This window comes from Mucilaginibacter angelicae, from assembly GCF_042434235.1.
Taxonomy (GTDB): Bacteria; Bacteroidota; Bacteroidia; order Sphingobacteriales; family Sphingobacteriaceae; genus Mucilaginibacter; species Mucilaginibacter angelicae.
This window is the reverse complement of record NZ_JBHLTS010000077.1, coordinates 197,624-214,387: the sequence shown is the minus strand read 5'-3', so window position 1 is coordinate 214,387 and position 16,764 is coordinate 197,624. Positions and strand designations below refer to the sequence as shown.

Here is a 16,764-nt window from a genome sequence, read left to right as displayed (position 1 = left end):
GTATTCAAAAATCACAGAACAGCAATTCTATACGTCGTTGTATATTAAAAATCATCATTCCAAACCACTTCTCTATTTAGCAAAGGTCTGTTGTGTTTATTTCATAGAGTTTGCACCAAGTACAACAATAATATTTTCACATTTCGATTCTGACCCAAATTAGATTACGCGTTGCAACAGCGTTCGGCCGTGAAACACCAGGTTTTGTTTGGGTTGCCGCCAATCTACTTGATTCCCCTGCTGCAAGAATAAAGAGACTTGTCATTTAAATTAAATGTTGTGTATAACAGTCATTTTATGTTTTAGCGATTTGCCATTTCTTTTGGAAAATATCGCTTTTATTTCGGCGATAATAGAAAGCGCTATTTCTTCAGGAGTTTCTGAACCGATATCCAGCCCAACTGGCCCATGAATTGTTTCCAGGTTACGTTCGGTTATGACGGTTCCATTTTCCTCCAGTTCGTCAAGCATGCGCTCCAGTTTCTTTTTAGGCCCTAAAACTCTTATATAAGAAGGGTGTAAAGGTAATAGTTGTTTCAGAAAAGTGATCTCATAATTATAATTATGCGTCATCAGTACAAACGCCGTCCATTCGTTTATTTCCAAATCTCCTAATATTTTTACTGGTTTGGTAACCAGTATTTTTTTAACAGATGGAAAGCGTTCGGCAGTTGCATAATTGGGGCGTCCGTCAATGAGGGTGGTATTCCAGCCTAATATGGCTGCAAACCTGGTTAAAGGAATAGCGTCATTACCTGCACCAATAATAACCAATGAAATCAGTGGTTTAACGCATTCCACAAACGCAGTATAACTTTGATAAACGGTTATGGTAGAACACTGATTATCTAATACGTTTTTCGCATTTTCCAGTAATTCATTTTTATAGGGTAAATTATCCAAGCCGTTGCGAAGGGTTTGATCGCGTCCCAGGTATAAACAGGAGCCCGGTTGTGGCCCCTTTCTGTCCTCGATAGAAAATAAAGTAACCAACACAGAATAACCGTTTGAAGCTATGGCAGCTTTCAATAAGGTTATTGGGTTAATTTGTTTGTTATCTATTGGCTCTATCAGGATATGGATAATGCCATTACAACCCAGGCCAACACCAAGTTTAGCATCATCATCATCCATTGTGTCATAGGTAACCAACATCGGTTGCTGTTGCATAATCACCATCCGGGCTTTTCGCAAAGCATCTCCTTCCAGGCAACCGCCGCTTATAGCACCGGTCAATTGTCCATCTTCGGTGATCAGCATTCTTGCACCGGCCCTGCGGTAAGCTGAACCTTCAACGAGCACCACGGTAGCCAAAGCTGTTTTTTTATTTTCGTTAACAGCCCTTTCGTATGCAGCAACAATATCTATAAGTTCTTTCATGCCTTACACCAAATCGATATAATTCAATTAATTGATTAACCCTTCTGATATATCTTATTTAGCGGGGGCAAATGCGCCTGTATTTAACCATGTCAGCCAAGCCTTTTTGAATGCAGCATGACTCATCGGCGGCAATGTACGGCCTTCGCCCGGATTCCAGCCTGCAAGCACGAGGCCATCGTCTGCGTGAGCAATCAATTTTTTCAAATCCTTGTGGCCATTCTGTTTCGGGTCGATCAATTGTTTAGCCAGTTGCCTCGGAGTCCTCCCCTGGAAAACCATTCGCATGTTGGCAGGAGGCAAATGCCAGTTTGGATTACCCGGAGGCGTATGTAAACCAGCTGTATTTGTAGGCTGGTGACAATTGGCGCATTTCATAGCGTAAACACCTTTTCCATCAATACCACGTTGTGGCAACATCGTGTGTAGATGATTATCATCTCCCTGCAAAGGAACATTGCCAGATGGATGACAGTTCATACAGCGTGCACTCATTAGGACCGTATATACCTGCTGGAAGGCTTTTACTGAAGTAACGCTGTCCTTTTTGAGTGATGGCAATAGCTTTTTTTCTGCGACTTTTGAACCATTGTCATTATTCACCGTAAACGCCATTATGCCTATCACGCCGTATAGCAGGCCTATTACGATTAGTAACCGGAAATTACTACTGCAATTCCGCCGGTTTGATATCTGTTTGTTCATGAGTTACCATTCCCTTTCCTTTGCAATTCTGAAGCTAAATGAATGGCCTCCCGAATACGCAGATAAGTACCGCACCGGCAAATATTGCCAGCCATAGCATCATTGATATCCTGATCTGTGGGATTCTTGTTTTCTTTAAGCAGCACGGCGGCCGACATGATCTGCCCGGCCTGGCAATATCCGCATTGTGAAACATCTAACTCCAACCATGCTTTTTGCAAAGGGTGATCGTTCTTTTCTGACAATCCTTCAATAGTGACTACCTTTTTTCCTTCAGCACGACTAATCTTGGTGACGCAGGAGCGCACGGCTTCACCATTCAGATGTACTACACAGGCGCCGCACTGCGCTACCCCGCAGCCGAACTTGGTCCCAACGAGGCCAACATGATCGCGAAGTACCCAAAGCAGTGGCGTTTCCGGGTCTGCATCAATATTGTATGTCTTCTTGTTAATATTTAGTGCGATCATAACGTGATAATTACGATTAAAAATCTATTAATCAAACTGTAGGGATTACCGGTTGAGGCGAGGTGAAGGGCTGCTGGTAATAGCGTTTCCCGGTTGCCTTGTACAGCGCGCCGGCCACCGCGCCAAAAACAGGAGGAAATGGCGGCTCACCCAAACCTGTTGGATCGATATCATTTTGAACGAAGTGGACATCTACGCTTTTAGGTGCTTCATGCATACGAATGATCCGGTAGGAATGAAAATTATTTTGCGCAACCACACCATTCTTATGCGTTAATCCTCCATAAAGGGAATTGCCGATCCCGTCTATCACCGCCCCCTGCACCATGTTGGTTGCGGCATCCGGATTGATCACAATACCACAGTCGATGGCGCTGGTTACCCTTTCTACGTAAGGCTGTCCATCCCTAATGGTAATATCTACCACATGAGCCGCGTAAGAGTTATGGCAAAAATAGGCGGCAACGCCACGGCTGTATTTTTTATGCTCCGCACCGTTCCATCTCGATTTTTCTTTAACCAATTTCAACACCCCCGCATAGCGGTCGGCATCATACTCGTTGTTTTTGCCGACAGGGTTCTCTTTTGCCCTTTTTAACAGTTCCAATCTCATCTCAATGGGATCTTTGCCCATTACTTCTGCCAACTCATCCAGGAATGATTGTTCTGCCGCTGCATTAAAATTAGATCTTGGTGCTCTGAATGCGCCTATAGTGATATTGGAAGGTATTTCCCAGCCTTCGGCAAGGTAATGATCAATGGCTCCTGCCGGGAACCGGTTTGCGGCAATAGCATGCTCCGGTATACCACCGCCTTTAACATGAAAAGCGATCAGGTTCTTATTTTCGTCTAAAGCGGCGCGGTAAGTAGCGGTATACATCGGGCGGTAAATACCATAAGTCGTATCATCTTCCCGGCTGTAGATCAGTTTAACCGGAGCTTTCGCTTGTTTGGAGATCAGGGCTGCTTCGGTCAAATAATGTCCGTATGCCCGGCGACCAAACCCTCCTCCCATCCGCGTCATTTGTATCTCGATCTTATCGGCCGGGAGTTTTAACACTTTTGCCAATGTGGGCTGCGTCCAACCTGGTGCTTGCAACGGGCCTACCAATAGTGCTTTTTCATCGGTAACATGGGCAAAGAAATTCATCGGCTCCATGCAGTTATGTGCCAGGAAGGGTGCGTTGTAAGTCCGTTCAAGGATTTGGGCCGCATTTTTAAAAGCTGTTTCCGGATCACCATCTTTCCTCAATAACGGGGCAGGTTTGCTGGCGTACTCACGCATTTTCTCCATTTGCTTCTCGGTACTTTCAAGCTCTCCCGGATAAATAACTTCTCGCTTTCCGCCGCCCCGGCCCTGCATGGTATTGGTAACGTCGCCGGCAGGTTCCCATTCAACAACGAGTTTTTTACGGGCCTGCATCACTTCCCAGGTCGTTTTGCCAACCACCGCAAGAATTACGTTAAAAGTGCGTGTATCGAAACCGCCCTGTTCAAAGCCGTCCTCATATAATTTAATGGTGAAAACATCTTTAATGCCCGGCATTTTTAATGTCTGCGACGCATCAAAAGATTTGAGTTTTAAACCAAAAGCAGGCGGATGTACCGGCATGGCGATCAGCATACCCTCGTGTTTATAATCCAGGCCAAAAAGTGGTTTCCCGGATACGATCTTTGCACCTTCCACATTCTTTTGCGAATGCCTTACGATGTTAAAGTCTTTTACGTTTTTAGGATTTACATCTTTAGGTACAGGGATGCCTGACGCCTTAGCAGCAAAATCACCATAAACACCCTTCCTGCCACTTTTTACGTGATAGATTTCACCAGCTTTTGTTGTTATTTCCTCAACAGGCGCCCCCCAATTTTGGGCTGCGGCCTGCATCAGCATTTGTCGTGCAGCGGCTCCTGCCTGCCGTAAAGGCTTCCAGTACATCCGCATGGAATTACTTCCACCTGTAAACTGCGGGCCAAGTTTAGTATTATCATGCGGGCCCATTTCAACGATCACCTTCTTCCAATCTACATCCAGTTCCTCAGCTACGACCATTGGCAGCGATGTCATTACGTTTTGCCCGAACTCCGGATTAGGGCAAATAATTTTAATGATATTATCTGAAGTGATCTTGATGTAGCCGGTCAGTTCATTCCATTCCGGGGATGCCGCATCAATACCTCGTTCCGCGAGCACGGACTTGGCAAGGCCACTAAAATGAAGCAATAATCCACCACTTGCGATGGCAGAGGCTTTGAGAAAAGCGCGCCTATTAAAATCAGTGTTTGTTTTTTCCATCATAATTAAAATTAGGTGTTGCTGATTGGTTCAAATAACAGGGGTAGTTATTTATATCATTAAGTTGATCCAATTATTACTAATTCATTGACCGATATTCATTTGGTGTATGTCCTACCCGCTTTTTAAATACGCGTGCAAAGTGCTGCGGATACTTAAATCCCAGTTCCCCGGCGATCTGATTAATGGTTTTGTTACCGTCGAAGATCTTTTCTTTGGCCACATCGATCAGTTTTGACTGGATATATTCCTGAGCGGTTTTACCGGTTTCTTTTTTTACCAGGTCACCAAAATAATTAGACGATAAATTCAATTGCTCTGCGCACCAGGTAACCGAGGGCAAGCCTACAATCTCCGGTTTATCTGAATCAAAATATTCGTTCAGCAGGTTTTCAAAACGTTCCAGCAAACCCTGGTGTACATTGTCTCGGGTCATAAACTGGCGGTCATAAAAGCGTACGCTATAATCCAGGAACAGTTCGATATTAGCAACGATCAGCCGCTTACTGTGCTTATCTACCCCACGCTCCAGTTCATAATCTATTTTGGAAAAGCAATCCAGAACCAGGCTTCTCTCCCGTTCAGAAAGGTGAAGTGCTTCATTAGATTGGTAACCAAAAAATGTATACTCCTGGATACGTCTGCCCAGTGATGTGCCATGTATAAGGTCAGCATGAAATGCCAGGGCATGGCCTTTAGGCTGATAAATATCATCATTGTCATTAGAGCCCGCTACCTGCCCCGGTGCAAGAAATACTAAAGTTCCTTCCTGGTAATCATAGGTGTCACGGCCATAAACCAGATCTCCGCATTTTACATCTTTTAAGAAAACGATGTAAAAGCCGAAATACATTTTGGATAAATTTCTCGGATCAGCTTTGGATAGGTCAACCACCGTTACCAATGGATGTTTCGTCTCATTATTATTAAAGACGTTATAATCGTAAATTGATTCAAAGCGGCGCATCTTTTCCATAGCTATTTCTTTATATCCGAATTTACGGTAATTATTAACGTACTGATGCTCAATCACTCGAAATCAGTAATAATGGTAGAAACACCCGTAATATGTATCATATCAACACGGATAAAAGGTTACAATTTTGTATAGGTTCAGTCTGTAGAGCCGGCGTTTGTCTTCCTACGAAACACTTTTAAATTGTTAAACCAATCACCATGAATAAAATTTTATCAGGGCTTATTTTCCTGTTCGCCCTTTCTGCCCAGGCGCAGAATAATACAAGTCCAACATCCGGGCCTTTGGTACATGTTGCCTCAGGTACGCTAAAAGGTATAACAGAAGGAAACGTTTCCAGTTTTAAAGGCATTCCTTTTGCAGCTGCCCCTGTCGGCCCATTGCGCTGGCGTGCCCCGCAGCCATTTCCAGCCTGGCAAGGCGAACGCGATGCTACTAAATATGGAGCAGACTGCGCCCAAATGGGCTGGCCGCGTAACGGCACTGAGATCTCAAAAACTTCTTCTGAAGATTGTCTTTTTCTAAATGTGTGGAAACCGGCAAGTGCTAAAGTTGGTGCCCATCTTCCTGTAATGGTCTGGATACATGGCGGTGGCTTTGTTGCAGGCAGCGGAAATCAGGGCGATTTTAACGGCATATCATTTACCGATAAAGGTGTGTTGCTGGTAACTATCAATTACCGCTTAGGGCGGCTTGGTTTCTTCGCCTTTCCTGCATTAAGTAAAGAGCATCCCGAGGAAGCCAAAGGCAATTATGCTTATATGGATCAGATCGCGGCGCTTAAATGGATCAAACAAAACATCGCTGCATTCGGAGGCGATCCTAAAAATGTTACCATATTCGGCGAGTCTGCCGGAGGGGTATCGGTTCAATCGCTTTTAACTATACCAAGTGCGAGGGGTTTGTTTCAAAAGGCAATTGTGGAATCAGGCGGTGGCCGCGACGGTGTATTAACCGGTCGCCCCATTAATAAGGAAAACGCTGACACTTACTATCCTGTGTCAGCAGAAACCATCGGAATTAACTTTGCGAAAAAGCACGGCATCCAGGGAGCGGATGCCGCTGCACTGGAAAAACTCCGCTCATTAAGCGTATCAGAGATCGTCGATGGCGGGCAGGAAACTGATGGTCAAAGTGGCACGCCCATATATTCGGGCCCTATACTTGACGGGAAATTAGTTACCGAGACAGCTCAAAGCGCCTATAATGATGGCCGTGCACCAAAAATCCCGTTAATGATCGGTTCTAATAGTGCGGAGGTTCCTGCCGGGTTCGTTAACGCCAGATCAAAAGATTCCTTGCTTAATTTATTCGGCAATATGAAAGACGAAGCCAAAGCTGTTTACGATCCCGACGGGGCAACAGAATTTCCAAAAATGCTTTCGTTCGTCAATACAGATAAAGTATGGGCAGAGCCGGCAAGGTTTACGGCCAGGGCCATTACCGCTAAAGGCGCGCCGGCATACATTTATTTGTTCTCCTACGTGTCGCCTTCCATGCAACAGTGGATGCGCTATGGTGCGGGACACGCATCGGAGATCGCTTACGCATTTGATAACCTGGTTAGCAGGAACGGTGCGACTATAGCGCCGAAAGACAAAGAGGTTGCCAAGGTCATGAATACCTACTGGACAAATTTTGCTAAAACAGGGAACCCCAATGGTGAAGATCTTCCCAAATGGCCGGTTTATGACCCAATACGGAACGAGTTGATTGAATTTCAATCAGATGGTACGGCTATGGGCAAGCCTGATCCAAAAAAGGCAAGGTTAGACGTGATCGAAAAAGCTGTTACATCGGGCAACCTGCATTAATCAGTAATAATGGTAGATATCCCCGTAATCTATATCCTGTTTTTATAAAAACGAGGTATGACCTTTGTACAATTGAATAAAAACTAAAAATGGAAACAGTAAAATTAAATAACGGCGTCGAAATGCCAATACTTGGGTTCGGCGTATTCCAGGTAACTGATCTGGCAGAATGTGAAAGAAGTGTTATTGATGCTATTGAAACCGGCTATCGCTTAATCGATACTGCCGAGTCGTATATGAACGAGCAGGCTGTTGGCAATGCCATTAAAGCCAGCGGCGTGGCAAGGGAAGAACTTTTTATTACGACCAAATTATTTATAAAATCCAACGGTTACGAAGAAGCTAAAAGGGGATTTGAAAAATCACTAAAAAAACTTCAGCTCGATTATCTCGATCTCTATCTCATCCATCAACCATACGGGGATGTTTATGGAGAATGGCGGGCATTGGAGGAATTATATAAAGAGGGCAAAATCCGCGCTATTGGTGTCAGCAACTTTCAGCCGGACAGATTAATAGACCTGATCATCCATAACAAAATCGTACCGGCTGTTAACCAGGTAGAAACACACCCCTTTCACCAACAAATCGACACCCAACAATTCATGATCGACAATAACGTGCAAATCGAGAGCTGGGGGCCGTTTGCAGAAGGCAAAAACGATATTTTCAAGAATGAACTCTTGAAGGGTATCGGTGAAAAATATGATAAGTCTATTGCCCAGGTAATCCTTCGCTGGCTTACCCAAAGAGGCGTTGTTGCTATTCCGAAATCAGTTAAAAAAGAACGCATGGCCGAAAACCTGAACAGTTTGGATTTTAAGCTGACATCCGTTGAAATGGAACAGATAAAAACGCTTGATACTAACGCCAGCCTGTTCTTTGATCATCGTGATCCTAAAATGGTGAAATGGCTTGGTGAACGTGAATTGAAAGATTAGATATTAAACCAAATGAAAATAAGAAAATTAGGAAGCAGCGGATTAGAAGTTTCAGCCCTTGGATTTGGCTGTATGGGTTTAAGTTTCGGCTACGGTCCCGCTACGGATCATAAAGAAGCTGTCAAATTATTACATGCTGCGGTAGAACGCGGTGTAACCTTTTTTGATACAGCCGAAGCTTATGGGCCATTTGAGAATGAAGAATTGTTAGGCGAAGCCTTAGCACCGCATCGCGACCAATTGGTCATCGCAACTAAATTCGGTTTTAAAGAAGGCAAGCCCGGTTTGGGTACTGACAGCCGGCCTGAGCGTATCCGGGAAGTAACGGAGGCTGCTTTAAAGCGCTTGCGAACGGATCATATTGACCTGCTGTACCAGCATCGTGTTGACCCCAACATCCCAATGGAAGATGTGGCTGGAACCGTAAAGGATTTGATCACTGAAGGTAAAGTAAAGTATTTCGGCCTTTCTGAGGCTGGCGTTGATTCCATTCGTCTGGCACATGCGGTACAGCCTGTCACTGCTTTGCAAAGCGAATATTCATTATGGTGGAGGGAACCGGAAGAAGAAATCCTGCCGTTGCTTGAAGAACTTGGCATTGGCTTCGTACCGTTCAGTCCCTTGGGTAAAGGTTTTTTAACAGGTGCGATCAATGATAGAACATCCTTTGATAAAACAGATTTTCGCAATACAGTACCTCGTTTTTCGGAAGAAAACCGAAAGGCGAACCAAGCCCTGGTTGATAAGCTCACACAAATTGCCAATGATAAAAATGCCACCCCGGCTCAAATCGCTTTAGCTTGGTTGCTGGCACAGAAACCATGGATCGTTCCAATTCCGGGGACAACTAAGCTTCGCCGTTTGGAAGAAAACCTTGGAGGCGCGGATATAACACTCACAGATAGCGACCTGAATGTGATCAAAGCTGCATTGAATGACATCGAGGTTCAAGGTCATCGTTACTCCGCTGATGCGCAAAAACTATTGGGACGCAAATAATAGAAATATGGGTGAAGTTACCTGCTCCACCCATATTTTATTTAAATGGAACCGAAACACAATAATTAACACCAATTGACAAACCAAAAAATGAGACACATGAAAAAATTAATCTTTGCTTTAATCTTGCTAACCTCAGGCATACAACTATGCCAGGCACAGGCCAATCTGCCAAGCGTGGCCAAAACCCCGACAAAAGAAGAACAGGAATTACTCGACCTTTCTAAAACTAAGTGGACTTTAATGGCCGATAAAAAGGTTGATGCCCTGAAAGATCTGTTTACCGAAAAATGTGTTTTTGTACATATGGGAGGAAGCTGGGGCAAGGACCAGGAATTGAATACCATTAAAGGTGGTTTCATCTGGTATAAAAAAGCGGAAGTTTACGGGGCATCGGTGAATATTTTTGGTAACACGGCCATACTTTTAAATGATATCGACCTGCTTGCTGTAGTTGGCGGCAATGAAGTGGTTCATGCTTTTATGGTCACCGAGGTTTATCTTAAGGAAGACGGTAAATGGAAAATGGGCTCACTTACATTCTCCACATTGATCAGGCCGGTTAAAATGGCCGGCGCACCGGCTACGCCACCACAACAACATTAATATTTATCTCAACAATCTATGAACCGTCGTAACCTTTTAAAATCAGGCCTTGCAATTGCCGGTGGCTCTTTGCTGGCTTCAAATGCCGTTGCCAGTACCATCGTTTCCGAAACGGTTGCGCCAATCCCCGGCCCCGGTAAGCGCAAACTTGGTGGTAAACTGGAAGTGTCAAGTATAGGACTCGGCGTTCAGAACATGAGCCGGACCTATCAAACCACTATCCCATCGAGGCCTCAGATGATTGACATCATTCGAAAAGCTTATGATAATGGCATAACCTTATTTGATACGGCAGAAGCTTACGGGCCTTTTGAATGCGAAAAGATCCTGGGTGAAGCTGTTGCCTCGTTCCGGAACAAGATCGTCATCGAAACTAAGTTTGGCTGGGATATTGACCCGGAGACCGGCCGGATGCGCGGCGGCTTGAACAGCAAACCTGAACATATTAAAACGGCTATTGAGGGAATGCTGAAACGGTTACGGACTGACCACATTGACCTGGTATATCAGCACCGGGTTGATCCTAATGTGCCTATCGAAGATGTAGCGGGCACACTTAAAGATCTTATTCAACAAGGAAAAATTTTGCATTATGGGCTTTCAGAACCAGGTCCCGAAACTGTAAGGCGGGCACATGCCGTTCATCCGGTTACGGCGATTCAAAATGAATACTCGCTGCTATGGCGTGGACCTGAACAAACTATCATCCCCCTTTGCCAGGAACTGGGTATTGGCTTTGTTTGCTGGAGCCCGCTTGGCGTCGGTTTTTTAACCGGTGCTATTGATGGAAATACGGGTTTTGCACCTGGTGATATCCGGGGCATGGAAACCCGTTTTTCAAGAGAGAATATCGGTAAGAATATGCCGCTTATGGAATTGCTTAAGAAATGGGCGACGCAAAAAAATGCGACTCCCGGCCAGGTATCACTGGCATGGCTTTTGGCGCAAAAGCCATGGATCGTGCCGATCCCCGGAACTACTCAAATGGCACACATGCTCGAAAACGTGGGTGCCGCGCAAATTCATTTCAGTAATGCAGAGCTAACACAGTTTAATACAGAACTTGCAGCAATTAAAATTGAAGGTGAGCGGCTGCCGCCATTTGTACTCGCGTTATCGGGCGTAGAAGCGGTTGCAAAAAAATAAATTGATGTTTATGAAAAAGGTCATCGTTTACTGTCTTCTTATCTGTTTGTGTACCATGACGTCATGTTCTAAGGCGCAGCCAACGACAGCAAAAAAGATCCTGATCGTTTACCTCACACGAACCAAAAATACAGAAGCCGTAGCCCGGATGATCCAAAAAGACCTTGGAGGAAAGTTGGTAGCCCTTGAATTGGTTAATCCTTATCCTGCGGATTACCGTGCCCATGTGGCACAGATGGTTCAGGAAAACCAGGATAATTTCTTACCATCGCTCAAAACAAAGATAGACAGCATCGGCAAATACGACATCGTATTTGTAGGCTTTCCCACCTGGGACATGAAAATACCGCCGCCAATCAAGACATTTCTGAAACAATATGATTTGAGCGGTAAAACAGTCGTACCATTTAACACCAATGCCGGTTATGGCGTAGGCAGCGGCTTTGAAACAGTAAAGGAATTGTGTCCCAAGAGTAAAGTACTGGAAGGTTATTCAACAAAGGGTGGAATTGAAAGGGATGGGATCTTATTTGTTATGAAAGATGATAAAGAAAGACAGGTAAACGCTGAAGTGCAAGAGTGGCTGAAAAAGATAGGTTTGATTAAATAAATGAGCTGAATGAACATACTAATATTAGGGGCGGCGGGACAGATCGGACAATTGCTTACCGATGAACTACTTGCCCGGACAGAATATAACCTTGTTTTATACGCAAAAAACGCAGACAGAAGATTGAGCGGAAGCAATCCTGAGCGTATAAAGATCATCACCGGAGATTTTAAGGACACCAAAACATTGCTTAAGGCAATGGAAAACATCGATATCGTTTATATTAATGATATGGGTGATGATCAGTCAACTCAATCCATAATCGAAGCTATGGATAAACATAAGATAAAACGGGTGATCGCAGCCTCTGTTCTTGGAATCTATGATGAAGTTCCGGGCGCTTTCGGCCGGTGGAATAAGATGATGGTTGGCAGCGGTCAGCGGATGCAAAAGCAGATCAAGTCCGCTCAGAAATTGGAAGAATCAGATCTGGACTATACTTTGTTACGGCTCACATGGCTTTATAACCAGCAGGGTAATAACAAATACATGCTGGTGCCTAAAGGAGAGCCTTTTAAGGAAACCCAGATCTCACGGCAAGCCGTTGCACAGGCGATAACAGACATCATTACGTCGCTTGACGACAAATATATCAGGCAAAGTTTTGGGATAGGTGAACCCGGCACACAATGGGATAAACCTTCCTTTTATTAATATAAAGAATCCGCTAAAGTTAATAGCGGATATGAATTAGAATTAACATGAAAAACATATCGCTGATCATAGCAACGGCAATCTCAACAGTTACAACTATAGCAAATGCGCAATCAACTCAAAAAACGTATCAATCCAATCCTTATACCCTCGTATACGAAGGAGCGATTACAAAAAATGAAACAGGTAAGGTAAACATTCATCCTGTAAGCTATAAACTCAACGGGGTAAATATTTCTGCTAATGTTTACACCCCGGCCGATTATGATCCTTCTAAGAAATACCCTGCAATAACGGTTGCTCACCCAAATGGTGGTATAAAAGAGCAAACCGCCGGGCTATACGCGCAGCGTTTAGCCGAAGCTGGTTATATAACGATTGCTGCCGATGCGGCTTACCAAGGAGCGAGCGGCGGAGAGCCGCGCCATACAGATAAACCTTTCTACCGGACGGATGACATCCATGGCATGGCTGATTTTATAAGCCGATACCCTGGAGTAGATACCAACAGGGTTGGTGCTTTTGGTATCTGCGGCGGTGGTGGCTATACTTTAAAAGCGGCCCAGTCTGATAAGCGGTTTAAAGCAGTGGCAACACTGAGTATGTTCAATTCGGGTGAAGTAAGGCGTAATGGATTTCAAAACTCCCAGTTGGCTACCATTCAGGAACGTCTGAAAAAAGCGTCAGAAGCTCGCGAACAGGAAGCGGCAGGCGGCAAAATTATCTACGGAGGCGTCGCAAGTATTACAGATGAAGAAATCGCTAAAACGCCGACCGATCTCTATCGCGAGGGATACGAATATTATTACCGGACGCATGCCCACCCAAATTCAACTTTCCTATATACCATGAGCAGCATGATGGACCTGATGACCTGGGATGCAACGGATAATATTGACCTGATCAACCAACCTCTCTTAATGATTGCCGGAAGTAAGGCTGATACAAAATATATGACTGAAGAAGCATTCAGCAAAGCGACAGGAACAAAGAATAAAGAACTTTTTGTAATAGATGGCGCTACACATATTCAAAGTTATTATAAGCAGGAATACGTAGATAAAGCGGTAACCAAGCTCGTTAGTTTCTTTGAGAAATATCTTTAAAAAATATTTAACACTAATGAGCAGCTTAAATTGTAATGATAAAAAAATGGAATAAATAAGTTTAAAACACATCAAAGTTGTAGCGCGCTATTGACAAGGTTGCGATCATATCAACTTTAAAAAAGCTACCTATGAAAAAATACATCATCATTTTTGTTGCCGGTTGTTTGTTGCTGGCCTCTGCATGTAAAAAGAAAAATACAACCGAAAACACTACCCAAACACCAGCCACAGGAAGCCCGTCATCAGTAGAGACACTGCCGCCGAATTCCAATTTTAAACCTGCCTTTGAAGGACAGACACGGGTAGCTGCTGTAAAAACTACAACTGCTTTCCGGGCCACTGTACTTACCTCATCGCTGACTGCCCCGTGGGGTTTAGCGGCTTTGCCTGACGGCCGTTTTCTGGTTACAGAAAAGGCAGGAACAATGAGATTGGTTACTAATACCGGGCAGGTAGGCTCTCCGCTTGCTAACGTCCCGGCTGTTAACGCAGCCGGTCAAGGTGGCTTATTAGGTTTATGTGTAGACCCTGCGTTTTCTACTAACCGAATGGTTTACTGGTCGTTTTCTGAAAGAGGACTAAATGGAAACGTTCTTGCTGTGGCCAAAGGGCGCCTGGCTACCGCTGAAACCGGACTTGAAAATGTAACTGTTATCTATCGGGCTACACCTGCTTATACTGGAACCAACCAATATGGCAGTAGGGTGATCTTTGACCGTACAGGCAATCTTTTCGTAAGCAGTGGCGACCGATCCGATCCGGGTATCCGCGTTCAGGCGCAGGATGCAAACTCAGCCATTGGTAAAATCATCAGGATCACTACAGACGGGCAACCGGCCTCAGGAAATCCATTTATTGGACAAGCTAATACACGCCCCGAAGTTTATTCGCTCGGTCACCGAAATGAGCATGGTTTAGTGATCCATCCTATTACAGGCGATCTGTGGGAAGGGGAGCTTGGCCCAAGGGGCGGAGACGAGATCAATATCATAAAGCCTGGTGCAAATTACGGATGGCCGGTTATTACATATGGCATAGATTATAGCGGTCAACCAATAGGTAATGCAATTCAACAGCAAACCGGCATGGAGCAGCCCGTTTATTATTGGGACCCGGTGATCTCGCCGAGCGGCATGACCTTCTATAAAGGGAGCCGCATCCCGGAGTGGGAAAATAACCTTTTTGTATGCGCATTAAGCGGTATGCATATCGACCGTTTAGTAATTGCCAATAACAAAGTAACCGGTGAGGAACGTTTATTGGTTAGTGAAGCACAACGCTTCAGGGATATCACCCAGGGGACAGACAACGCACTTTACGCAGTAACCGACCAGGGAAAATTGTACAGGATTGACCGCGAATAAATTCTTAAAAAGATGGACGATCGGTAAGCGGCACACTGATTTTTCTTAAGTAGCTCCTATTATCGAAAAGACGGATAATATGTAAATCCGACAAGCAAAGGCATGTTTTAAAAGAATAAAAGTTCTTAAATGATGAAAAACCTTCAAAAATTAGCTGTATATCTCTGCATTTCATTAGCCATGAGTTTATCAGTTTACGGCCAACAAAAGAATACAGGCGAGTTATCGCTATCTGCCCGGCAAATAGCTATCGTACCTATCGCAGCATTTGCGGCTAAGGGAGATCAGGACAATTTAAAAAATGCTTTAGACCAGGGCTTGGAAGCAGGATTGACGGTAAACGAAATCAAAGAAATCTTAGTCCAGTTATATGCTTATGCTGGTTTTCCGAGAAGTTTGAATGCTATCACTACTTTTCAAACAGTTATAAATACCAGAAAAAATAAAAACGTAGCATCTATTGAAGGCAGAAAACCAGGAAAGGTCAAATTTAGTAGCAATAAATATCAGTTTGGTAAAGATGTTCAGGCAAAACTAACTGGAAGATCAGCGAATTCTACCCAGGATTTTGTTCCCGTGATTGATACATTTTTAAAGGAACACCTATTTGCCGATATCTTCGGAAGAGATAACCTTGATTTTCAAAGTCGGGAAATAGCCACTATTTCAATTCTGGCCAGCATAGGCAATGCCGAAAATCAGCTTCGCAGTCATCTGAGTGTAGGCAGAAATACAGGCCTTACGGAGTTACAATTGAGGGAAATAGCTAATAAATTGTCGGCAAGCGTTGGTAATGAAGCGGGCAATTCTGCTACAAAAATTATAGATATCATGTTTAGTCGAGTCAATAGTCCCACAGATCTCACTGCCGACCAAACGCTTTCAATTGCCCCCACCTTTCCTAAGGGCGATAAAGTATCAGGAGGTAACTTTAGCGGTGATGTATGGGTCAATAGTTTGGCCACCATAAATATGACCATTACCAACACTTCAGTTGGCAATGTTACCTTCGCTCCAAAATCGCGTACTAAATGGCACAGACACCCATCAGGTCAAATATTGCTTGTTACAGACGGAATAGGTTATTACCAGGAAAAGGGCCAGGCCGTTCGCTTGATCCGAAAAGGTGATGTCATAAATTGTCCTCCTAATATTGCTCATTGGCATGGTTCAACACCAGATAGCTCTATGTCGCATATCACGCTCGGATTTGATAACGGCAAGGGCCGGGTAGAATGGTTAGGGAGCGTTACAGATGAAGAATATGTACTAAAGTGAAAGAATAAAAGCTGATTTGCTCCCCTAAATGGGCTCGAACCATTTCTAAATCTGATAATAATGCCGTGATTAACAGCTGCAGTTTAGTATATTTGAAACAACAATTAGAGTTATTCGCCTCACTGCGTGATTCGTAGAGTGCCCGACACGACGTTAACATAAAACACTTATAATCAAAGCTGCTATAATCCCTCCCTCTCCGTATGCAACATTGTACTGCTTATCGCTTCACAAGACTTAAACGAGAGACTTTTTTGCATCAATAATAGCTTGCATATCCTCATAGAGGTTAGATTTTTGGCCGGTTCCTTCTACCAAACAAGCGAAAGCCTCTAAAGTCAAACTTCTCTATTGAGAATCAGCATTTTAGAGGCTTTTTCATTTTCTTATAGTTGATATCGACTTGAATACTATAAGTA

15 protein-coding genes are annotated in these 16,764 nt (G+C 44.1%); 10 read left to right on the top strand and 5 right to left on the bottom strand.

From position 1 onward, the window contains the following. Positions 1 to 270: 270 nt before the first annotated feature. The 5 genes from ACFFGT_RS28110 to ACFFGT_RS28090 all read right to left on the bottom strand — a co-directional run bounded on the left by ACFFGT_RS28110 (position 271) and on the right by ACFFGT_RS28090 (position 5,824). Positions 271 to 1,380, bottom strand: coding sequence for an XdhC family protein (locus ACFFGT_RS28110; protein ID WP_377025838.1), 1,110 nt, complete (start codon positions 1,378 to 1,380; stop codon positions 271 to 273). 54 nt (positions 1,381 to 1,434) lie between these two features. Then, a complete protein-coding gene (locus ACFFGT_RS28105; protein WP_377025837.1) occupies positions 1,435 to 2,085 on the bottom strand; it encodes a hypothetical protein in 651 nt (216 codons plus the stop codon). Beyond that, on the bottom strand, positions 2,082 to 2,555 hold the full coding sequence (locus ACFFGT_RS28100; protein WP_377025836.1) for a (2Fe-2S)-binding protein: 474 nt from the start codon (positions 2,553 to 2,555) through the stop codon (positions 2,082 to 2,084). Before ACFFGT_RS28100 ends, ACFFGT_RS28105 begins: the two co-directional genes overlap by 4 nt. A gap of 31 nt (positions 2,556 to 2,586) precedes the next feature. After that, on the bottom strand, positions 2,587 to 4,851 hold the full coding sequence (locus ACFFGT_RS28095; RefSeq protein WP_377025835.1) for a xanthine dehydrogenase family protein molybdopterin-binding subunit: 2,265 nt from the start codon (positions 4,849 to 4,851) through the stop codon (positions 2,587 to 2,589). Positions 4,852 to 4,927: 76 nt separating this feature from the next. Next, positions 4,928 to 5,824 carry a helix-turn-helix domain-containing protein gene (locus ACFFGT_RS28090; protein ID WP_377025834.1) on the bottom strand — a complete coding sequence of 299 codons (897 nt, stop codon included), beginning with the start codon at positions 5,822 to 5,824 and terminating at the stop codon, positions 4,928 to 4,930. Between the two features lie 200 nt (positions 5,825 to 6,024). On the opposite strand from ACFFGT_RS28090, the gene ACFFGT_RS28085 reads away from it, so the two are divergent. The 10 genes from ACFFGT_RS28085 (at position 6,025) to ACFFGT_RS28040 (ending at position 16,345) form a co-directional block, all read left to right on the top strand. After that, positions 6,025 to 7,638, top strand: a complete 1,614-nt coding sequence (locus ACFFGT_RS28085) for a carboxylesterase/lipase family protein (protein WP_377025833.1) — start codon at positions 6,025 to 6,027, stop codon at positions 7,636 to 7,638. An 89-nt stretch (positions 7,639 to 7,727) separates the two neighbouring features. After that, the gene (locus ACFFGT_RS28080; RefSeq protein WP_377025832.1) at positions 7,728 to 8,579 is read left to right on the top strand and encodes an aldo/keto reductase; all 852 of its coding nucleotides are present in this window, start codon (positions 7,728 to 7,730) and stop codon (positions 8,577 to 8,579) included. Between the two features lie 12 nt (positions 8,580 to 8,591). Further along, positions 8,592 to 9,578, top strand: a complete 987-nt coding sequence (locus ACFFGT_RS28075) for an aldo/keto reductase (RefSeq protein WP_377025831.1) — start codon at positions 8,592 to 8,594, stop codon at positions 9,576 to 9,578. A 99-nt stretch (positions 9,579 to 9,677) separates the two neighbouring features. Further along, complete coding sequence (locus ACFFGT_RS28070) at positions 9,678 to 10,184, top strand: nuclear transport factor 2 family protein (protein WP_290327093.1); 507 nt, start codon at positions 9,678 to 9,680, stop codon at positions 10,182 to 10,184. Between the two features lie 18 nt (positions 10,185 to 10,202). Then, on the top strand, positions 10,203 to 11,330 hold the full coding sequence (locus ACFFGT_RS28065) for an aldo/keto reductase (protein ID WP_377025830.1): 1,128 nt from the start codon (positions 10,203 to 10,205) through the stop codon (positions 11,328 to 11,330). A 10-nt stretch (positions 11,331 to 11,340) separates the two neighbouring features. Continuing rightward, a complete protein-coding gene (locus tag ACFFGT_RS28060) occupies positions 11,341 to 11,940 on the top strand; it encodes a flavodoxin family protein (protein WP_377025829.1) in 600 nt (199 codons plus the stop codon). Between the two features lie 9 nt (positions 11,941 to 11,949). Continuing rightward, complete coding sequence (locus tag ACFFGT_RS28055; protein WP_377025828.1) at positions 11,950 to 12,594, top strand: NAD(P)H-binding protein; 645 nt, start codon at positions 11,950 to 11,952, stop codon at positions 12,592 to 12,594. Between the two features lie 47 nt (positions 12,595 to 12,641). After that, positions 12,642 to 13,700 carry an alpha/beta hydrolase gene (locus ACFFGT_RS28050; protein ID WP_377025827.1) on the top strand — a complete coding sequence of 353 codons (1,059 nt, stop codon included), beginning with the start codon at positions 12,642 to 12,644 and terminating at the stop codon, positions 13,698 to 13,700. Positions 13,701 to 13,831: 131 nt separating this feature from the next. Then, a complete protein-coding gene (locus tag ACFFGT_RS28045) occupies positions 13,832 to 15,067 on the top strand; it encodes a PQQ-dependent sugar dehydrogenase (protein WP_377025826.1) in 1,236 nt (411 codons plus the stop codon). Positions 15,068 to 15,196: 129 nt separating this feature from the next. After that, positions 15,197 to 16,345, top strand: coding sequence for a carboxymuconolactone decarboxylase family protein (locus tag ACFFGT_RS28040; RefSeq protein WP_377025825.1), 1,149 nt, complete (start codon positions 15,197 to 15,199; stop codon positions 16,343 to 16,345). The last annotated feature ends 419 nt before the right edge of the window (positions 16,346 to 16,764 follow it).